14 protein-coding genes and 1 pseudogene are annotated in these 18,161 nt (G+C 61.3%); 11 read left to right on the top strand and 4 right to left on the bottom strand.

From position 1 onward, the window contains the following. Positions 1–65: 65 nt before the first annotated feature. The 9 genes and pseudogenes from HMPREF2712_RS08570 (at position 66) to nrdR (ending at position 10,676) form a co-directional block, all read left to right on the top strand. Positions 66–914, top strand: coding sequence for a purine nucleoside phosphorylase YfiH/LACC1 family protein (locus HMPREF2712_RS08570; RefSeq protein WP_005507756.1), 849 nt, complete (start codon positions 66–68; stop codon positions 912–914). 23 nt (positions 915–937) lie between these two features. Beyond that, positions 938–1,771, top strand: a complete 834-nt coding sequence (locus HMPREF2712_RS08565; RefSeq protein WP_070819756.1) for a YggS family pyridoxal phosphate-dependent enzyme — start codon at positions 938–940, stop codon at positions 1,769–1,771. A gap of 810 nt (positions 1,772–2,581) precedes the next feature. Continuing rightward, positions 2,582–2,890, top strand: a pseudogene (locus HMPREF2712_RS09220) (cell division protein SepF); the annotation flags it as partial. 10 nt (positions 2,891–2,900) lie between these two features. Beyond that, on the top strand, positions 2,901–3,200 hold the full coding sequence (locus HMPREF2712_RS08555; RefSeq protein ID WP_049326900.1) for a YggT family protein: 300 nt from the start codon (positions 2,901–2,903) through the stop codon (positions 3,198–3,200). A 528-nt stretch (positions 3,201–3,728) separates the two neighbouring features. Then, a complete protein-coding gene (locus tag HMPREF2712_RS08550; protein ID WP_070819754.1) occupies positions 3,729–4,268 on the top strand; it encodes a DivIVA domain-containing protein in 540 nt (179 codons plus the stop codon). Between the two features lie 383 nt (positions 4,269–4,651). Continuing rightward, positions 4,652–5,302 (top strand): signal peptidase II, encoded by a 651-nt coding sequence (lspA, locus tag HMPREF2712_RS08545; RefSeq protein WP_070819753.1) that lies wholly within the window; start codon positions 4,652–4,654, stop codon positions 5,300–5,302. 104 nt (positions 5,303–5,406) lie between these two features. Then, positions 5,407–6,393 (top strand): RluA family pseudouridine synthase, encoded by a 987-nt coding sequence (locus HMPREF2712_RS08540; protein ID WP_005507767.1) that lies wholly within the window; start codon positions 5,407–5,409, stop codon positions 6,391–6,393. 109 nt (positions 6,394–6,502) lie between these two features. Next, a complete protein-coding gene (dnaE, locus tag HMPREF2712_RS08535) occupies positions 6,503–10,045 on the top strand; it encodes a DNA polymerase III subunit alpha (protein ID WP_070819752.1) in 3,543 nt (1,180 codons plus the stop codon). Between the two features lie 175 nt (positions 10,046–10,220). Further along, positions 10,221–10,676: a transcriptional regulator NrdR gene (nrdR, locus tag HMPREF2712_RS08530; RefSeq protein ID WP_005506525.1), complete on the top strand. Its 456-nt coding sequence runs from the start codon at positions 10,221–10,223 to the stop codon at positions 10,674–10,676. 231 nt (positions 10,677–10,907) lie between these two features. Here the strand turns inward: nrdR and ppgK are convergent, their stop codons facing one another. Continuing rightward, on the bottom strand, positions 10,908–11,759 hold the full coding sequence (ppgK, locus tag HMPREF2712_RS08525) for a polyphosphate--glucose phosphotransferase (protein ID WP_070819751.1): 852 nt from the start codon (positions 11,757–11,759) through the stop codon (positions 10,908–10,910). A gap of 136 nt (positions 11,760–11,895) precedes the next feature. Then, complete coding sequence (gene map, locus HMPREF2712_RS08520; protein WP_070819750.1) at positions 11,896–12,807, bottom strand: type I methionyl aminopeptidase; 912 nt, start codon at positions 12,805–12,807, stop codon at positions 11,896–11,898. Positions 12,808–13,077: 270 nt separating this feature from the next. Here map and HMPREF2712_RS08515 point away from each other — a divergent pair, with 270 nt between their 5' ends. Next, on the top strand, positions 13,078–13,335 hold the full coding sequence (locus HMPREF2712_RS08515; RefSeq protein ID WP_083315065.1) for a hypothetical protein: 258 nt from the start codon (positions 13,078–13,080) through the stop codon (positions 13,333–13,335). Between the two features lie 151 nt (positions 13,336–13,486). Here HMPREF2712_RS08515 and panB read toward each other — a convergent pair whose 3' ends face one another. Then, the gene (panB, locus tag HMPREF2712_RS08510; protein WP_070819749.1) at positions 13,487–14,401 is read right to left on the bottom strand and encodes a 3-methyl-2-oxobutanoate hydroxymethyltransferase; all 915 of its coding nucleotides are present in this window, start codon (positions 14,399–14,401) and stop codon (positions 13,487–13,489) included. A gap of 66 nt (positions 14,402–14,467) precedes the next feature. Beyond that, positions 14,468–16,297 carry a geranylgeranyl pyrophosphate synthase gene (locus tag HMPREF2712_RS08505; RefSeq protein WP_070819748.1) on the bottom strand — a complete coding sequence of 610 codons (1,830 nt, stop codon included), beginning with the start codon at positions 16,295–16,297 and terminating at the stop codon, positions 14,468–14,470. A 444-nt stretch (positions 16,298–16,741) separates the two neighbouring features. Between HMPREF2712_RS08505 and glnA the strand changes: the two genes are divergently transcribed. Further along, positions 16,742–18,082 (top strand): type I glutamate--ammonia ligase, encoded by a 1,341-nt coding sequence (gene glnA / locus HMPREF2712_RS08500; protein WP_005507778.1) that lies wholly within the window; start codon positions 16,742–16,744, stop codon positions 18,080–18,082. The last annotated feature ends 79 nt before the right edge of the window (positions 18,083–18,161 follow it).

Raw genomic sequence — 18,161 nt, 5'->3', positions numbered from 1 at the left:
TGTTCTCTGCTCCCCTTTGCTATACCCGCCGTTATACCCGCTGACATCTGATGAAGGAATAGAAGATGAGCGATAACCCCAAAACTTCGCTGCTTGCCTCTGCCGATACCCGCACCCTGGGCCCCTGGCGTGTGCGGGTGGGTTTCACCTCCCGTGCAGCGGGCAACCTGGGCCTGCATGTGGACGATGAGCTCGGCGGCGGTATGGATGCCTCCCTGGTGCGCACCCTCAACCACCGTGCCGCGCTGGAGGAGGCGCTGGGTACCGAGCCGTTCTTCTACCTGAACCAGGTGCATGGCGTGCAGATTGCCTACCCGGAAGACTATGAAGTGGAATCCTACGCACCCGGTGCACCCGAGGAGCGTACGGTTGAGCGTGCCCGCGCGGTGCTGGAGAACTCCCCGGTCGCCGATGCGGCGATTAGCAGTGAGGGCGTGCCCCTGGCGATTATGGTGGCGGACTGCATTCCCGTGGTGCTGGTGGGTGAGCGGGTCGCGAACTGGCAACCGATCCTGGCGGTGGCTCACGCTGGCCGCCGCGGCCTGCTTGACGGCGTGCTCCAGCAGACCGTGCAGCGGATGCGTCAGCTCGGCGCGGAGAAAATTACCGCCTGGCTGGGTCCGAGCATCTGCGGTAGCTGTTACGAGGTGCCCGAGGCGATGCGCACCGAATCCACCGAACTGATTCCGCAGGTGCATTCGGTGACCAGCCAGCAGACCCCCGGCCTGGACCTGCCCGCCGGTGCCCGCGCCGTGCTGGAGGAGGCTGGCGTGCAGGTGAGCATGGACTGTGCGCAGTGCACGTTTGAGGAGCCCGAGGTGTATTCGCATCGCGGGTTCACGAACCGCGGTGAGAAGCCGGGCCGTATCGCGGGTCTGGTGTGGATCGAGAAGGCGGCAGAGCCTGCCGCCTAGATAGAGCCGCTGGAGGAAAGAAGATGCCTGAAATGAACGTAGAAGAGAACCTGCAGTACACTCCCGAACGCGCCGAGCAGCTGTTGCAGAACTACCGCCGTGTGCTTGAGCGTATCCGCACCGCGGAGCAGGACCACAGCGCAGTGCGTACCGAGGCGAGCGCCCCGGTGCAGCTGGTGACGGTCACGAAGTTCTTCCCCGCCTCCGACGCGGCGGCGCTGCTGGATGGGGGAGTGACCCTCTTCGGTGAGAACCGCGACCAGGAGGCGAGCGCGAAGGCTCGCGAGCTCGCCGCATACTGCGCCCAGCGTGAGGTGCAGCCCCCGCACTGGGCGTTTATTGGCCAGTTGCAGACGAACAAGGCGAAGTCTGTGGTCAAGTACGCCTCCAGCGTGCATTCGGTGGACCGCCCCTCCCTGGCGGACGCGCTGGCGAAGGCGTACGCGAACCAGCTCTCCCGCTTCGAGGCGGGGGAGGTGCCCGCACCCGCGGCGGCGGAGTATGGCGCGCTGACCTGCCTGGTGCAGGTGTCCCTGGCGGAGGTCGCGACAGCTGGCCATGCTGCCGAGGGCGCACGCGGCGGTACGAGCGCCTCCGAGCTGCTGGAGCTGGTGGAACGCATCGAGAACCACGAGCATCTGCGCTGCGGTGGCGTGATGGCGGTGGCGCCGCTGGGTATGAACCCGGATGCGGCGTTTGAGAAGCTCTACGGTTTGGCGTCGCTGGTGCGTGAGCAGGTGCCGCACGCGACCGAGATTTCCGCCGGTATGAGCGGGGATTTGGAGGCGGCGGTGCGTTGGGGCTCGACCTGCGTGCGCGTGGGTAGCGACATCATGGGTAAGCGCCCGGCGCTTTAGCCTCGCTTAAGCTACGCGCCGTGCGTAGCCTTTTCGAGCGCTGGGCTACTTTCGAGTGCTGAGCTACTTTCGGTACGGACCGGCGGCATAATCATCGGTGCCCTTGACCGCCTGCGCGGGGTGGGCGCTGGTAATATATACATGCCGGTGCATGGCGTACCGTTACGCACACACCTTCTGATGACGCACTACGGCAGAACCTGTACACCACCAACGTGAAAGAACAGCGAGAGAATCATGGCGAAACAAAGCCGTCTGGCGGGTTTCCTCGGCCTGGAACGATACCAGGACGCTGAGACGACGCCGGAAGAATCCCCGCAGGCTGTGCAGGCTGAAACCCGCCGGGAGGCAAACGCCTCCGCAGGGCAGGCTGCTACAGCACAGAAGACCGACAGCGCCAACAGGCTCTCAGCACTGCCCGGCTCGGCACAGTACAGCGATGCCGAGTCGCAGAGCGAAACCTACCATCTGCAGGACGAACCCGCCTATACTGAACAGGAAGAGTACCTGCAGGCTGATAGCTACGATGACGGTACAGAAACCGAGTATCTGGACGCAGAAGAATCTGCCGACGGACGAGCAACCGTAGATGCAGCGGCATACGCCACCGCTCATACACCTGAAACCACAGCTGATCTGGCAGAAACCGAACAGACTTGGGACGACGCCAGCGCAGACAATTGGGAGGACACCCCGGTGCCGAATACCGAATACACCGAGCAGTACGCCGATACGTACTCCAACGACGGCTACTACGACCAGGGCTACGAGCCCGAAGAAACCAACGGATACACCTACGGTTACGAGGAAGAAGAGGACGAATTGCGTCGCATCACCACTATCCACCCCCGCTCCTACAATGACGCAAAGATCATTGGTGAGGCATTCCGCGAGAACATCCCCGTGATTATGAACGTGGAAGAAATGCCTGACGCAGACGCAAAGCGCCTGGTGGACTTCGCATCCGGTCTGGCATTCGCACTGGAGGGCCGCATTGAGCGCGTCACCGCTAAGGTGTTCCTGCTGACCCCCTCCAACCTGGAGGTTCTGGGCGTGGCTAACTCCGAGGTTCCCGCCGGCTTTGAGACCGACGGCGAATTCCCCTTCGACCAGGGCTAAGGACTGATAGATGGGTTATATTTTCGCCCTCATTACGATCGTTGTCTACGTTCTCTACATTGCGATGCTGTTGCGCATGCTCTTTGACTGGGTGCGCATGTTCGCTCCCGAGTGGCGACCCAAGGGCATTGTTTTGCTCTTCGCCAGCGGCGTGTATGCGGTGACTGACTGGCCGATGAACCAGCTGCGCCGCCTGATTCCGCCGGTTCGTGTGGGTAACGTTGCGTTGGATACCGGCTTCCTGATTCTGATTGTTCTGTTGTCTTTGCTGCTGAGCATCATGATGCGGATGACCGCGGCCTTCTCTTAAACGTCTGCCTCGCTAAGAGACGACAGCTGACGAGCACAAACGATAGACCCCCGCCTGCCTGACCCGTTCACGGGTTGAGTGCAGAGCGGGGGTTTTCTGTGCTTAGGTTCTATACCTGTGTTCTGTGCCTGTGTTCTGCGCTTAGGATCTATCTGGGTTCTGCACTTAGGCTCTGCCTGGGCTCTGTGCTTGGGTTCTGCCAGGGGAGCGTCACAATGCCTTCTCGAAAACCTTCTCAAAATGCACCACAGGGCAGAAAATACAAGGGCGATAGCGGGGACTAGGGCGGATATTAGACGTGGTGAATCCCACCCTAGCGCAGAGCGAATATTTTACGGTTCAACCGACGTATAACCAGGCGCAGAAACCAAAGAATAGTAGAATTGGTGCCAACGACTGCATAGCGGAATAGCCATGCCCCGAACCATCGGGACCCTGAAATATTGGGGCCACGACCTATCTGGCTGGTGAATCCGCGGCACTCATCTTCACCACCAAACACCGTAGGGATACCCAGAGGAGAAGCCCATGGCAATCACCCCCGAAGACCTGATCACTAAGAGCTTCAAGATCGTAACCGAAGAGTCCGGTTACGACCGCAACGAGGTCGACGACTTCCTGGACGAGCTCGTCGTCGAACTGCGCGCACTCTACTCCGAGCGTGACGCTCTGGAGCGTCAGGTTGAGCAGCTCTCTGCAAACGCACCCGATTCCCCGGCAGCGACTGTAGCACCCGCACAGTCCTCGGCGGCATCAGCTGCACCTCAGGACGCGGCGGCACTGCTCGCCATGGCACAGAAGGTTCACGACGACTATGTGGCACAGGGCGAGAAGGCTAAGGCTGAACTGCTCGAAGAGGCAGAGAGGAAGGCAGACGCTATGGTGAGCGAAGCTCAGCAGCAGCGCGAAGAGGTTCTCTCTCGCCTCACCGACGAGAAGGAAGAGCTGGAGATCGCTGTTGAGGCTCTGCGCGGCTTCGAGAGCCGCTACCGCTCCAAGCTGCTGCAGCACCTGGACGCACAGGTTCAGGAGCTGAAGAACCTCAAGTCCATCGAGGCTTCCGCATAAATCAGCATGCTTAAATAAGCTAACGACGCTGCTAAGTTAACGACGCTTTGAAGCGTATGCCGCCCGGATTCTTTCTCTTCCACCGCTATTCACCGGGGAAGATCGAGAGAACCGGGCGGTATTCTCATGCCCGCCCGGCAGGAGCCAAGAACCCCCAAGAACCCAGCATGCGAAGCGGGGGAGAGCACCCGCCACATCACCACCGAATACTCGATGCACTACCCCGATTTGCTAAGCTAGAGGGGCACTATCGAACGCGAGCGCACTCCGCCTCCGTAACATGGGGCCTCCGTACCATGGGGCCTCCGCGCCATAGGGCCGGCGCACCGTAGGCGCCACAACCGGAACAGACCGCAGCAACCGGCACAGACTAGAGGAGAGCTATGACCAACACCCCCAAGACTGCTGAATCCTCAGTCGCACAGGCTAGCGATAACGCCGCCGAAGAATCTACTGGTCGCCGCGTGCGCATCCTTTCGGCTCGCTCCGCGGGGATCCTCGCGCTCGTGCTTGCCGCCGTCGTGTTCGCTATCGACCAGGGCACCAAATACCTGGTCGTCACCCAGATGCAGTTGGGGGAGCGCATCACCGTTATTGACGGGCTGCTGTGGTGGTACTCGATCCGTAACTCCGGTGCCGCATTCAGCATGGGTGAGAACGTCACCTGGGTCTTCACCCTCGTCATGGTTGCCGCCGCAGCCGTGGTGCTGTACCTGCTGCGCCGCACCCGCGCCCTGTCCTGGACCCTCGCGCTGGGCGGTCTGCTCGGCGGTATCTGCGGCAACCTTTTTGACCGTCTCTTCCGTGAACCCGGCTTCGGTTCCGGTCACGTGGTCGACTTTATTTCCGTACCGAACTTCGCGATTTTCAATATTGCAGACTCCGCAATCTGCGTGTGCATGGCGTTCATCGTTCTGCTGAACTTCAAGGGCCTGAACCTCAACGGAACCCGTGTGCAGGCGCCCGCTGACGAAACCCCTGATGGCGATGCCCCGGCTGGCGATAAGAACGCGGCAGAGAAGAACTCCAAGTAGCTCCCTGCCCGGCTACATCGCCATTACACGTGCCTATAGCCATTCTCACACAGACGACCCCTCACACAGAAAACCTAAGCAAACACCACCCGAAGGAGAGCCGCATGAGCGAAACCACCAACGCCGCCGAAGATACGGCACGCATCCGCGCCGAATTCACCGTTGAAGGCGCGCTCGCCGGTATGCGCCTGGACGCCGCGCTCGCCGGTGCCCTCGATGCGCCGCGCACCCGCACCTCCGGGTGGATTCGTGACGGCCACGTGACCGTGACCAACAACGGCAAGACCGTGAAAATCGGCAAGTCCTACAAGCTGTCCGCAGGGGACGAGGTCGTCGTGGATGCACCCGCACCGCGCGATCTGGCGGACATCCGCCCCGAGAAGGTGGACGGCTTCCGCATCGTGCACCTGGACGACGACATCGTTGTGGTGGACAAGCCCGCAGGCGTGGCGGCACACCCCTCACCCGGCTGGCACGGCCCCACCGTCATCTCCGCGCTCATGGGCGAGGGCATTTCGGTTGCTACCTCCGGCGCGGCAGAACGCCAGGGCATTGTGCACCGCCTGGACGTGGGCACCAGCGGCCTGATGGTCGTAGCCCGCAGCGAACGCGCCTACACCGAACTCAAGCGAGCCTTCAAGGAACGCACCGTGGACAAGGTCTACCACACCCTCGTGCAGGGCCTGCCCGACCCTCTGCGCGGCACCATCGACGCACCCATCGGCCGCCACCCCGGCAACGAATGGAAGTTCGCCGTGGTTGAAGACGGACGCAACTCCATCACCCACTACGATGTGCTCGAAGCCTTCGGCCCCGCATCCCTGGTAGAGGTGCACCTGGAAACCGGACGTACTCACCAGATTCGTGTGCACTTCTCCGCGCTGCGCCACCCCTGCTGCGGTGACCTGACCTACGGCGCTGACCCGCGCTTTAGCGCCGAACTGGGTCTGACTCGCCAGTGGCTGCACGCGCACCGCCTGGGCTTCGACCACCCCGGCACCGGTGAGCGCGTGACCTTCACCAGCGAGTACCCGCTCGACCTGTCCTACGCGCTGACCGCTCTGCGTGAGGGTAAGGTTCAGCTCGGCTAGACAGCTCGGCTCTGCTAGACAGCCCAGCTAGGTAGAGCCGCCCGCGGGCCGCCGCACACAGCTTCACATTCACCGCCCATCCTCCAACCCACACCTCCAGGAGATTCCCGTGGCAACCAAAGAATTTACGCACCTGCATGTGCACACCGAGTACTCCATGCTCGACGGTGCCGCGCGTCTGGGTGACCTGTTCACCCACGCTAAAGAACTCGGCATGAAGTCCATGGCGACCAGTGACCACGGCTTCCTCTTTGGTGCCTTCGACTTCTGGCGCCAGGCTAAAGCGCACGACATCAAGCCCATCATTGGTGTGGAGGCGTACCTGACCCCCGGCACGCACCGCACCGACCGTTCGCGTGTGCGCTGGGGCGACGGCTCCCGTGATGACGTCTCCGGTGGTGGCGCGTACACCCACATGACCATGTGGGCTGAAACCACCGAGGGCATGCACAACCTGTTCCGCGCCTCCTCGATTGCGTCGCTGGAAGGTCAGCTGTACAAGCCCCGTATGGACCGCGAGGTGCTGCAGACCTACTCGAAGGGCCTGATTGCGACCACCGGCTGCCCCTCCGGCGAGATCCAGACGCGCCTGCGCCTGGGCCAGTTCGACGAAGCAATTCAGGCGGCGAGCGACTTCCGCGATATCTTCGGCAAGGACAACTTCTACTGCGAGGTCATGGACCACGGCCTCGACATTGAACGCAACGTGCAGGAGGATTTGCACCGCCTCGCCAAGCAGCTGAACCTGCCCTACGTGGCGACCAACGACCTGCACTACACCCGCCAGGAAGACCACACCGCCCACGCGGCGCTGCTGTGCGTGCAGTCCGGCTCGACCCTGACCGACCCCAAGCGCTTCAAGTTCGACGCGGATAACTTCTACCTGCGCTCGCCCGAGGAAATGTACTCCATTTTTGGTGACATTCCCGGTGCCTGCGAGAACACCCTCGAAATCGCTGAACGCTGCAACGTGGAGTTCAACACCAAGGCGAACTACATGCCGAACTTCCCCGTGCCCGAGGGCGAAAACGAGGAATCCTGGTTCGTGAAGGAAGTTGAAAAGGGCCTGCACTATCGCTTCCCGCAGGGTATCCCTGATGTTGTGCGCAAGCAGGCGGAGTACGAGGTGGGGGTTATTACCTCCATGGGCTTCCCCGGCTACTTCCTCGTGGTCGCCGACTTCATCAACTGGGCAAAGCGCAACGGTATTCGCGTGGGCCCCGGCCGTGGCTCCGGTGCAGGCTCGATGGTAGCGTACGCGATGCGCATTACCGAGCTGAACCCGCTCGACCACGACCTGATTTTCGAGCGATTCCTCAACCCCGACCGTGTCTCCATGCCCGACTTCGATGTGGACTTCGACGATCGTCGCCGCGGCGAGGTCATCGACTACGTGACCGATAAGTACGGCGAGGACAAGGTCGCGCAGATTGTCACCTTCGGCACCATTAAGGCGAAGCAGGCGCTCAAGGACGCCTCCCGCGTGATGGACCAGCCGTACTCGGTGGGCGAGCGCCTGACCAAGGCGATGCCGCCGGACGTCATGGGCAAGAACATTGCTCTGGCGAACGTGTACAACGAAGAGGATAAGCGCTACGCCGAGGCCGCAGATTTGCGCGCCCTCATTGAGGACCCGGTCGATAAGATTTACGGCCAGGTGTTCGAGACTGCGAAGGGCCTGGAGGGCCTGAAGCGTCAGTGGGGCGTGCACGCCGCGGGCGTGATTATGTCCAGCAAGAATCTGGTGGATGTGATTCCCGTGATGCGCCGCGAGGCTGACGGCCAGGTCATTACCCAGTTCGATTACCCCACCTGTGAGGGCCTGGGCCTGATCAAAATGGACTTCCTGGGTCTGCGTAACCTCACCATCATCTCCGATGCGGTGGAGAACATTAAGGTCAACCGAGGCATCGACCTGGACCTGGAATCCCTGTCTTTGGACGATCCGGAATCGTACCGTCTGCTGGCACGCGGCGACACCCTCGGCGTGTTCCAACTCGACGGCGGCCCGATGCGCTCGCTGCTCAAGCTCATGGAGCCCGAGGAGTTCGAGCACATTTCGGCAGTGTTGGCGCTGTACCGTCCAGGCCCGATGGGCGCGAACTCGCACACCAACTACGCTCTGCGTAAGAACGGTAAGCAGGAGATCGAGCCGATCCACCCCGAGCTGGAAGAGCCGCTGAAGGACATTCTGGACACCACCTACGGCCTGATTGTGTATCAGGAGCAGGTTATGGCAATTGCTCAGAAGGTCGCGAACTACACTCTGGGTGAGGCAGACCTGCTGCGCCGTGCGATGGGTAAGAAGAAGAAGGCGGAGCTGGATAAGCAGTACGCTACCTTCCACGACGGCATGATTTCTAACGGCTACTCTGAGGGCGCTATTAAGGCGCTCTGGGATATTCTGCTGCCGTTCTCTGACTACGCGTTCAACAAGGCGCACACGGCTGCGTACGGTCTGGTGTCGTACTGGACGGCGTACCTGAAGGCGCATTACCCGCAGGAGTACATGGCTGCGCTGCTGACCAGCGTGGGCGATAACAAGGACAAGCTCGCGCTGTACCTGAATGAGTGCCGCGCCATGGGCATTACCGTGCTCGCGCCGGATGTGAACGAATCCACCCTGACCTTCGCCCCTGTCGGTGACGATATCCGCTTCGGTATGGGCGCGATTCGTAACGTGGGTGCGAACGTGGTCGAAGGCATGATTGCCGCCCGCGAGGAGAAGGGCCGCTACGAGTCCTTCAACGACTTCCTGAAGAAGGTGCCGCTGCAGGTGTGCAATAAGCGCACCATCGAGTCGCTCATTAAGGCAGGCGCTTTCGACGACCTGGGCCACACCCGCCGTTCGCTGTCCCTCATCCACGAGGCGGCAGTGGACGCGGCCGTGGCGGTCAAGCGTAAGGAAGCGGCGGGTCAGTTCGACCTCTTCGGCTCCCTCGGTATGGACGATGCTCTGGGTGATGAGCTGACCGTGACCATCCCGGAGGTTCCGGATTGGGAACGCCGCGAGAAGCTGAACTTTGAGCGTGACATGCTGGGCCTGTACGTTTCGGACCACCCGCTGCGTGGCCTGGAGCGTGCGCTTTCGGATGCCGCAAGCCATTCGGTGCACGACATCATTGGTGAAGACTCGCACGTGCGCGACGGCGAAACCGTCACCGTTGCGGGTATGCTCACCGGCGTTTCGCGCCGTATCGCCAAGTCCAGCGGTAACCAGTACGCCTCCGTGGAGCTGGAAGACCCCTCGGGCGCAACCATTACGGTCATGTTCTTCTCCCGCGCCTACGAGACGATGGGCGCCGCCCTGGCGGACGACCTCATCTGCTCGATTCGTGGCCGCGTGCAGCGCCGCGACGACGGCAGCGTGAACATGAGCGCGCAGGAACTGCAGATCCTGGAAATCAGCGATGACGGCCGCGCCGCACCCATCACCATCGTGGTACCCGAGTACCTGGTAACCGAGGCGAACCTGAAGGAGCTGAAGGAGACCCTGCGCGACCACAAGGGCACCGCGGATGTGCGCATGCTCATCCGCACCCGCGATAAGGAGCAACTGGTGCTTCTGGACGCTAGTGTGCGTGTGGAACCGAACCCGAGCCTCTTCGGTGAAATCAAGACGATTTTCGGTCCGAGCTGCATTCGACGCTAACAACGCACAACCCCCGCTGAGGGGAATGACAGGGTGGATTCTGCATAGCAGAGTCCACCCTGAGCGTATATTCACTCACAACATACGGTGTATCCGCTGTATATCACGGTAGAATAGGTATAAATATTCTTGAGCGCTGTATACGCGGGCGCTAGCGCCCAGCCAAGGAGAAACAATGTACTGCCCCTATTGCAAGCACACCGACTCGCGCGTGGTGGATTCCCGCACCACCGATGACGGCGCCGCAATTCGCCGCCGCCGCCAGTGCACCTCCTGCGCTCGCCGCTTCACGACCGTTGAAACCACCACCATTTCGGTGATTAAGCGTTCCGGCGTGACCGAGCCTTTTGACCGTTCGAAGATTGCCGCGGGCGTGCGTAAGGCATGCCAGGGCCGCCCCGTGGGTGAGGACGATTTGGCGAAGCTCGCCCAGGAGGTTGAGGAGCTGATTCGTGCTCGCGGTCTGGCGGAGATTAACGCGCACGAGGTGGGTCTGACCATCCTGGAGCCGCTGTCGAAGCTGGACGCGGTCGCCTACCTGCGTTTTGCGAGCGTGTACCAGGCGTTTGAGAACCTTGAGGACTTTGAGGAGGCGATTGCGCGTCTGCGTGAGGACCGCATCGCCCAGTAACTAGCTAGCACAGTAACTGACTAGCACAGCCACTAGCTAACCCAGTAGCTAATGAGCTCAGCCGCCGCTACATGAGCGGCGGCATACAGAAGGGACCGCCTTCCGAATGATTCGGAAGGCGGTCCCTTCGTACGTATGTGAAGCGCTATCCGAGGCGGACAGCAGGAAGCAAGCCCTTACGCTTCGCCGCGGCGCTTACGCGGCCGCGGGTCAAGCAGGTTCAGGAAAACCTTACGCTTCGCCGCGGCGCTTACGCTCGGGCAGCATGCCGCCAGCCCACAGTGCCGCACCCACAATACCCGCGTTGTTACGCAGGGCAGCCATGACCATGGGGGTACGAATCTGGTCCTCAAAGTAGGGCATGAACTTCTCCGGGTTCTTGGAGATGCCGCCGCCGATGATGAACAGGTCGGGAGAGAAGAGCATCTGAACGTGCTCGAAGTAGCGGTACAGGCGCTTGCCGTACTTCTTCCAGGACAGCTCGTGCACCTCGCGGGCACGAGCGGAAGCCTGAGACTCGGCGTTGTGGCCGTCGATCTCCAGGTGGCCCAGCTCGGTGTTCGGGATCAGCACGCCGTCGTTGATGAGGGCGGAGCCAATGCCGGTGCCCAGGGTGATGACAGCGATCAGGCCGTCACGGTTACGACCCTGGCCGTAGGTTGCCTCAGCCAGACCGGCTGCGTCAGCGTCGTTGAGGCCGTAGACGGTGCGGCCGCCCAGAGCCTCGCTCATGACCTGTTCCAGGTCGGTGTTAATCCAGGAGTCGTCCACGTTCGCTGCGGAGAAGACCATGCCGTTCTTCACCACTGCGGGGAAGTCGATGCCGACAGCGGACTCGGGGTCCGGTGCCAGGTCGCGGCCCTGCAGCTCGTCGACTACGCGGCGTACAACATCAGCCACAGCCTCGGGGGTTGCGGGCTTGGGGGTGTCAATGCGGAAACGGTCGGACACGAGGTTACCGGTGCGCAGGTCGACGATGCCGCCCTTAATGCCGGTGCCTCCAATGTCCACACCAATCTGCAGGTCCTTGGGGGTGGGGGCGGGCAGCTCGTTGATGACGCCGGGTTCTGCGTATTCGCTCATGGTTTTCTCTCTCTTTCGCCCCGCCTACTGCCGTGTAACCTAGTGGAGTGGGCGGGCTTGTCAGTGGGTGAATTGATATAAAAAGTGAGGGGCTGGGCTCGTACCTGCACAGGCAGGAAACCCAGAGGGCTGCGGATTAGGGCAGAGTCAGGATGTCCGCGCCGTCAGCTGTCACCACGAGGGTGTGCTCGAACTGCGCGGTGCGCTTGCGGTCGCGGGTGACCACGGTCCAGTCGTCATCCCACAGGTCCCATTCGATGGTGCCGAGGGTCAGCATGGGCTCGATCGTGAAGATCATACCCTCGCGAATCTCGGTGTCGTAGGCGGGTGCCGCATCGTAGTGGGGGATGATGAGGCCCGAGTGGAACTCACGACCCACACCGTGACCGGTGTAGTCGCGAACCACGCCGTAACCGAAACGTGCCGCATACTTCTCAATGACGCGACCAATCACGTTGATCTGGCGGCCTGGCTTCACAGCCTTAATCGCGCGGTTCAGTGACTCCTCGGTGCGCTCAACCAGCAGGCGGGACTCTTCGTCCACGTTGCCGACGAGCAGGGTCTTGTTGGTGTCGCCGTGCATGCCGTCCAGGTATGCGGTGACGTCCAGGTTGAGGATGTCGCCGTCCTCCAGCACGGTGGAGTCAGGGATACCGTGGCAGATGACCTCGTTCAGGGAGGTGCACACGGACTTGGGGTAGCCGCGGTAATCCACGGTGGAGGGGTACGCGCCGTGGTCGCAAATGTACTCGTGGACCAGCACGTCAATCTCGTCGGTGGTGGTGCCGGGTACGCAAATCTTGGATGCTTCAACGATGGCGCCTGCCGCAATCTTGCCGGCTGCGCGAACCTTCTCAACTTCCTCGGGGGTGTACATGTTCGAGTCGTTACCCTCGTTGGCGGTGGGCTTACCCACGTACTCGGGGCGAACAATGTGCGAGGGGACCGGGCGCATGGGGGTGATGCGTCCGGGGGTCAGACAACCCACGGGTGCTCGACCGGGCTCTGCGGGAAGATTGTGCGAAGTATTCGTTTTGGTTGAAGACATAGTTTCATCTTACCGGGCGTGGGCGGGTTGTGTCCCTTGCTCAGGCGCTAAAAAGCGGCGGATACACAAGCCGTACCTTTTTCCCAGATTGTGAATAAAATTTCATGCACGCTAGAGGCAAAAACTGCGCGGGCGGAAAGCCGGAGTGGAAGGCAGAGGCGGAAGACCGTGGAGGGGAAACGCCGTGAGAAGCTCCGCCCGCCTCATTGCCACGAACCTACGCGCGTGAGAAGCTAGAAACACCAACCCCTCACCGTCGAAGGAGAACCCATGAGTGAGAAGAAAAACCACCTGAGCGAAGCCATCGAATCGGCGGTTGAAAAGACCCTGAACTCCGCGACCGAAGCCACCAGCCCGCACCCCGAAGAGTACTGGTACAACCTCAAAACCGGTCAGGTTGAACGCGGCCAGCAGAGCGCCGTCACCTCCCTGTGGGGCCCCTTCAAAACCTACGAGGAGGCGGCACACGCCATGGACCGCGCCCGCGAACGCAACGACGCCTGGGAAAAGGACGGCGGCTGGCTCTAAAGAACGAGCACCCTCAGCCTTGCCCAACGCCCTCAGCCACGTTCAAGGCGCACGCCGCCCAACAGATATACAGTCTGAGACGAAAGACCCCCGCACCCGGAGCACCGGATACGGGGGTCTTTCTTCTCAAGCTTTCTTCTCAGCCTAAAGCCTACTCAAAAGTGTGCTCAGCCGCCGGGAACTCACCCGAACGAACCTGCTCACGATAAGCACGCGCAGCGTCCTCCATGACCTGGCCGACCTGCGCAAACTGCTTCACAAAACGCGGCACGCGACCGGAACGAACGCCCATCATGTCCTGCCACACCAGCACCTGACCGGTGGTCATATTCGAGGCACCAATACCAATGGTCGGCACAGCGCCCACAGCCTCATCCACCAGCTGCGCAGTCTGGGTAGTCACCATCTCCATGAGCACGCAGAACGCGCCAGCCTCAGCCAGCGCCACCGCATCCTCACGAACACGCTCAGACGCATCGCCGCGACCCTGCACACGGAAACCGCCCAGGGCATGCTCCGACTGCGGGGTGAAACCAACATGCGCCACTACCGGAATACCGGTACGCACCAGGGCACGAACCCACTCAGCCATCGACGCATCAGCCTCAATCTTGACCGCGTGCGCGCCGCCCTCCTTCATCAGGCGAACAGCGCTCGCCACCGCCTGCTGCGGGGACTGCTCATAGGAACCAAACGGCAGATCAGCAACCACCATGGCGCGGGACGCACCGCGAGAAACCGCCGCAACCAGCGGAATCATCTCATCCAGGGTAATGGTTAGGGTGGACTCGTAGCCGAGCACCACATTCGCCGCTGAATCGCCTACCAGCAGCATGTCGATGCCGGCGCGATCAAAAATCTGCGCCGTCAGAGCGTCATAACAGGTCAGCATGGAGAACTTCTGACCGGTCGCCTTAGCCTGTGCCAGGTGAACGGTACGCACCTTCTTGACGGTGTCCAGGTCAAAAGGCTTCGATGCAGAAGCAGTCGCGGGAGCCGCCGCAGAGGTAGCGGCAGGCTGTGCCGCGTAGGGCGAAGAGATCTCGGAAGAACGCTCAGTAGTCATGCTGACTATTCTAACCCTGCACGGCTCCAACCTGGCGTACCGCTCACCACGAGGGAACAACTATGCCTAGTTCCAGATGAGGTTAATGTAGTAGGTCGGGAACGACGCAGCGGCGTTCTTATTCATCAGCTCCGGAACAGCGGAAGAAGCATCACTAAACTCACGCGGCAAATCGCGCTGAATGAGCGCCTGCTGCACCAGAGCATCCCAGTACAGCTGCATGATCGAATAGGTGCAGACTTCCTTCACGACGTCCTCCGCGTAGGACTCCCACGCCGGCAGTGCCGCATCGTTATCGAAGAAACCCTCATAGCCTTGAGACAGGCCCGTATCGCAGGCGTTCACCGCGTTCTTCGCGTACTGCAGCCAGTAGCTACGGCTCAGCTCATCGGTGGTGTTGAACGTAAACGCCTCATAGTCTGCCTTCAGCAGGGCGTAAGACGCCTGAATGGAGCCGGCAAGCGGGGCGTGCGAAGAGAAGACAATAACGTCCAGAAGAGCAGCGATGTACTCCATCTGCACCTTCTCGTACGCAATGCCGGAAGGCTGAACCGGACCAGAATGCATCTGCACCAGCGCCTCCACCGCGTTGATGAAACGCTCAACGTCGGCGGTCGCCTTCACCATCAGATTCAGCAGACGCTGAACGCACTGATAATCCTCAGACACCTGCGAGAACACGCCAAAAGACAGGATGCCACGCTCAGAAGCCGCCGCCGCCAGAATCTGGTGCGTCAACCGCTGGCTCTCCGCCTCCGCCTTCGCCACGCTTACCAGCAGGGCACCGCAATACGCCAGGGCGCGGCCATCCACCAGCTGAGGCTGCTGCCGATGCAACGGCAAAAGACGCTCATGAATCTGACGGAAAATCGCGCTCTGCGCCAGAGCCTTCTTGCCCAGCTCCTCAGTCTTCAACAGCACAGTATCCGCCGAGAAATCACGGGGGACGAAACGACGAGCATCCGGCGCTGTGAAAGGTGAATAGGGGCGACCCATCACCGGATGCAACAGCGACATCGTGGTAAACAGCGAAAAACGAGCCGCAACCGGGTACAGCGAATCCGGGTAATTCGGTGCATCCGGCGCGTTGACACGCTCCGTGCACAGAGTCAGCCAGGTCTGCTCCACCGCCCGATCAGAAGCAATGCCAACGCCCATACCCAGGATGCTCTCACCGAACGCCTCCGACGGAAGCTTGCCGGGGTTCATGGCACGCGCCTGCATGAGCGCCACAGCCAACTCCACCGTATAGTTCGTGCGGCGCTTCTTGCCTGCCTCATCAAGGTTCTGGAACGGACGCACGCCCGCGATCTTCTGACCGCGCGCCAGATTATGCAGCTCCTTGCTCATGGCGAATTGCTGCGGGTTACGCTGCATCATCTTCGACACTTCGTAAGCGCTCTTACGGTTCAGCTTTTCACGGCGCTGAGCGCCCTCAGCCGACAGCGCATCATACTTGCCGCGGCTTGCGTGCACATACCAGGCACGAATCAGCTGCAGCGGCAGGAAGAAGAACGCGAACTTCCACGACCACGTAAACAGAAGAATCGGAATGACCGCAATAGAGCCCACACGGCCCGTATAACCGAGCCAAAGAAGCTCCACAAACGCACCAACCAGCGCCCACAACGCCACGGTGCGAGTCCTAAATGCAACGCGGGAGGGGCGGTCCAGCAGGTAGGTCGTGCCGCCAGACTTGTTGTTCCTCATGACCAGCGGACCAAACGCCGCAATCGCCATAATGCACGCTAGGTACACAACGCAGAAAACAACCGGTGCCGCAATGATTAGCAGCCACTCTAAACCGGTGGGATCAGCCGCCACGATGCTGGTCGCAAGGGGAATCTGCGCCAGCGGAAGCTGTACGGTCGAGGAAAGAAGAATGGAATGTAGCATGCTCCCATTATCTCAAGGCGCACCCGTACACGCCCCGCGAACCGTCATCTGCCGACTATCTGGGCACAACCTAGACCCGCACCGCAGAAAAACGGGGGATCAGAGGGCAGGGGAAAAGAGCAGGGGAGCGGCCCCAGCACCGCCCAGAACCTGAACTACCGAGGCGCACGAGCGAGACACAAGCGAGAATTTACACAAACGAAACCTCCCACCCGCGCGACGCACAGCAGAACCCGATAGGCTAGATAACAACAGGACACACGCCGGGGCAAGGAGGCGCCAGCACCGCTGGTACACAACCCGCCGCAACCCCTTGGAACCCCCAAGGGACATGCAGGACCTTCCACAACAGGGTCTTCTTCACCTCGGCAGCAAATTTAGCGCGCCTCCGCCGCCCACAGACGGGTACCACGCGGATGCGCGCCCGCACCGAGAGGGCAACTCATGGACCGCCAACAGGAATTCGTACTGCGCACCATCGAAGAGCGCGACATCCGCTTCATCCGCCTCTGGTTCACCGACGTGGTCGGCACCCTCAAATCCGTTGCGCTCGCACCGGCTGAAGTAGAAAGCGCCTTCGACGAGGGCCTGGGATTTGACGGCTCCTCCATCGAGGGCTTCTCCCGCGTCTACGAGTCCGACATGCTCCTGCAGCCCGACCCCTCCACCTTCCAGATTCTGCCCTGGCGCGGTGAGGAAGACATCACCTCCCGCATGTTCTGTGACGTGCTCACCCCCGACGGTGAGATTAGCGCATCCGACACCCGCGGCGTGCTCAAGCGCGTGCTCAACAAGGCCGCGGAGATGGGCTTCACCTGCTACACCTCGCCCGAAATTGAGTTCTACCTGCTCGAATCCTCCAAGCTCGGCGCCGACGGATTCCCCGTGCCCGTGGATCACGAATCCTACTTCGACCACACCCCCGGCGGCATCGTGCAGGACTTCCGCCGCAAGGCAGTGACCATGCTCGAAGAAGTCGGCATCTCCGTCGAATTCAGCCACCACGAAACCGGCCCCGGACAGAACGAAATCGACCTGCGCCACGCCGACGCCTTGCAGACCGCCGACAACGTCATGACCTTCCGCACCGTCATCAAGGAAGTCGCCTACTCGCTCGGCATGTACGCAACCTTCATGCCCAAACCCTTCACCAAGTACGCCGGCAGCGGCATGCACACCCACTTCTCCCTCTTCGAAGGCGACACCAACGCATTCTTTGAAGCCGGTGCCGAATACCAGCTGTCCAAGACCGCACGCCACTTCATTGCCGGTGTGCTCAAGCACGCCCCCGAATTCACCGCGGTCACCAACCAGTTCATCAACTCCTACAAGCGCCTCTGGGGTGGCGGCGAGGCACCCTCCTACGTCTCCTGGGGCCACAACAACCGCTCCGCCCTCGTGCGCGTGCCCCTGTACAAGCCGAACAAGATGCAGTCCGCACGCATCGAGTACCGCGGCCTGGACTCGGCGTCGAACCCGTACCTCGCCTACGCGGTGATTCTCGCCGCAGGTCTGAAGGGCATCGAAAACGAATACCCGCTCATGCCCGCCGTGACCGAAGACCTCGCCGCCATGACCAACGCCGAACGCCGCGCCATGGGCTACAACCCGCTACCCGCGTCCCTGCGTGAAGCCATCAATATCACCGAAGAATCCGAGTTCATGGCGGAGGTTCTGGGCGAGCAGGTCTTCGAGCAGTTCCTGCGCAATAAGCGCGCCGACTGGGACCAGTACCAGGCTCAGGTGACCCCGTACGAGCTCAAGCACAACCTCGGAATCCTCTAACGGCTGGACCCTCTCACCACCTCATAGGATGAGTGAGCGCTGACAGCCTCAGGGCGGTACCCGCTACCGGTAACATGCC

It is taken from the genome of Rothia sp. HMSC064F07, from assembly GCF_001837265.1.
GTDB classification, from domain to species: Bacteria; Actinomycetota; Actinomycetes; order Actinomycetales; family Micrococcaceae; genus Rothia; species Rothia mucilaginosa.
The sequence above is the reverse complement of the archived record's forward strand: the minus strand, read 5'-3'. Positions and strand labels throughout refer to the sequence as shown.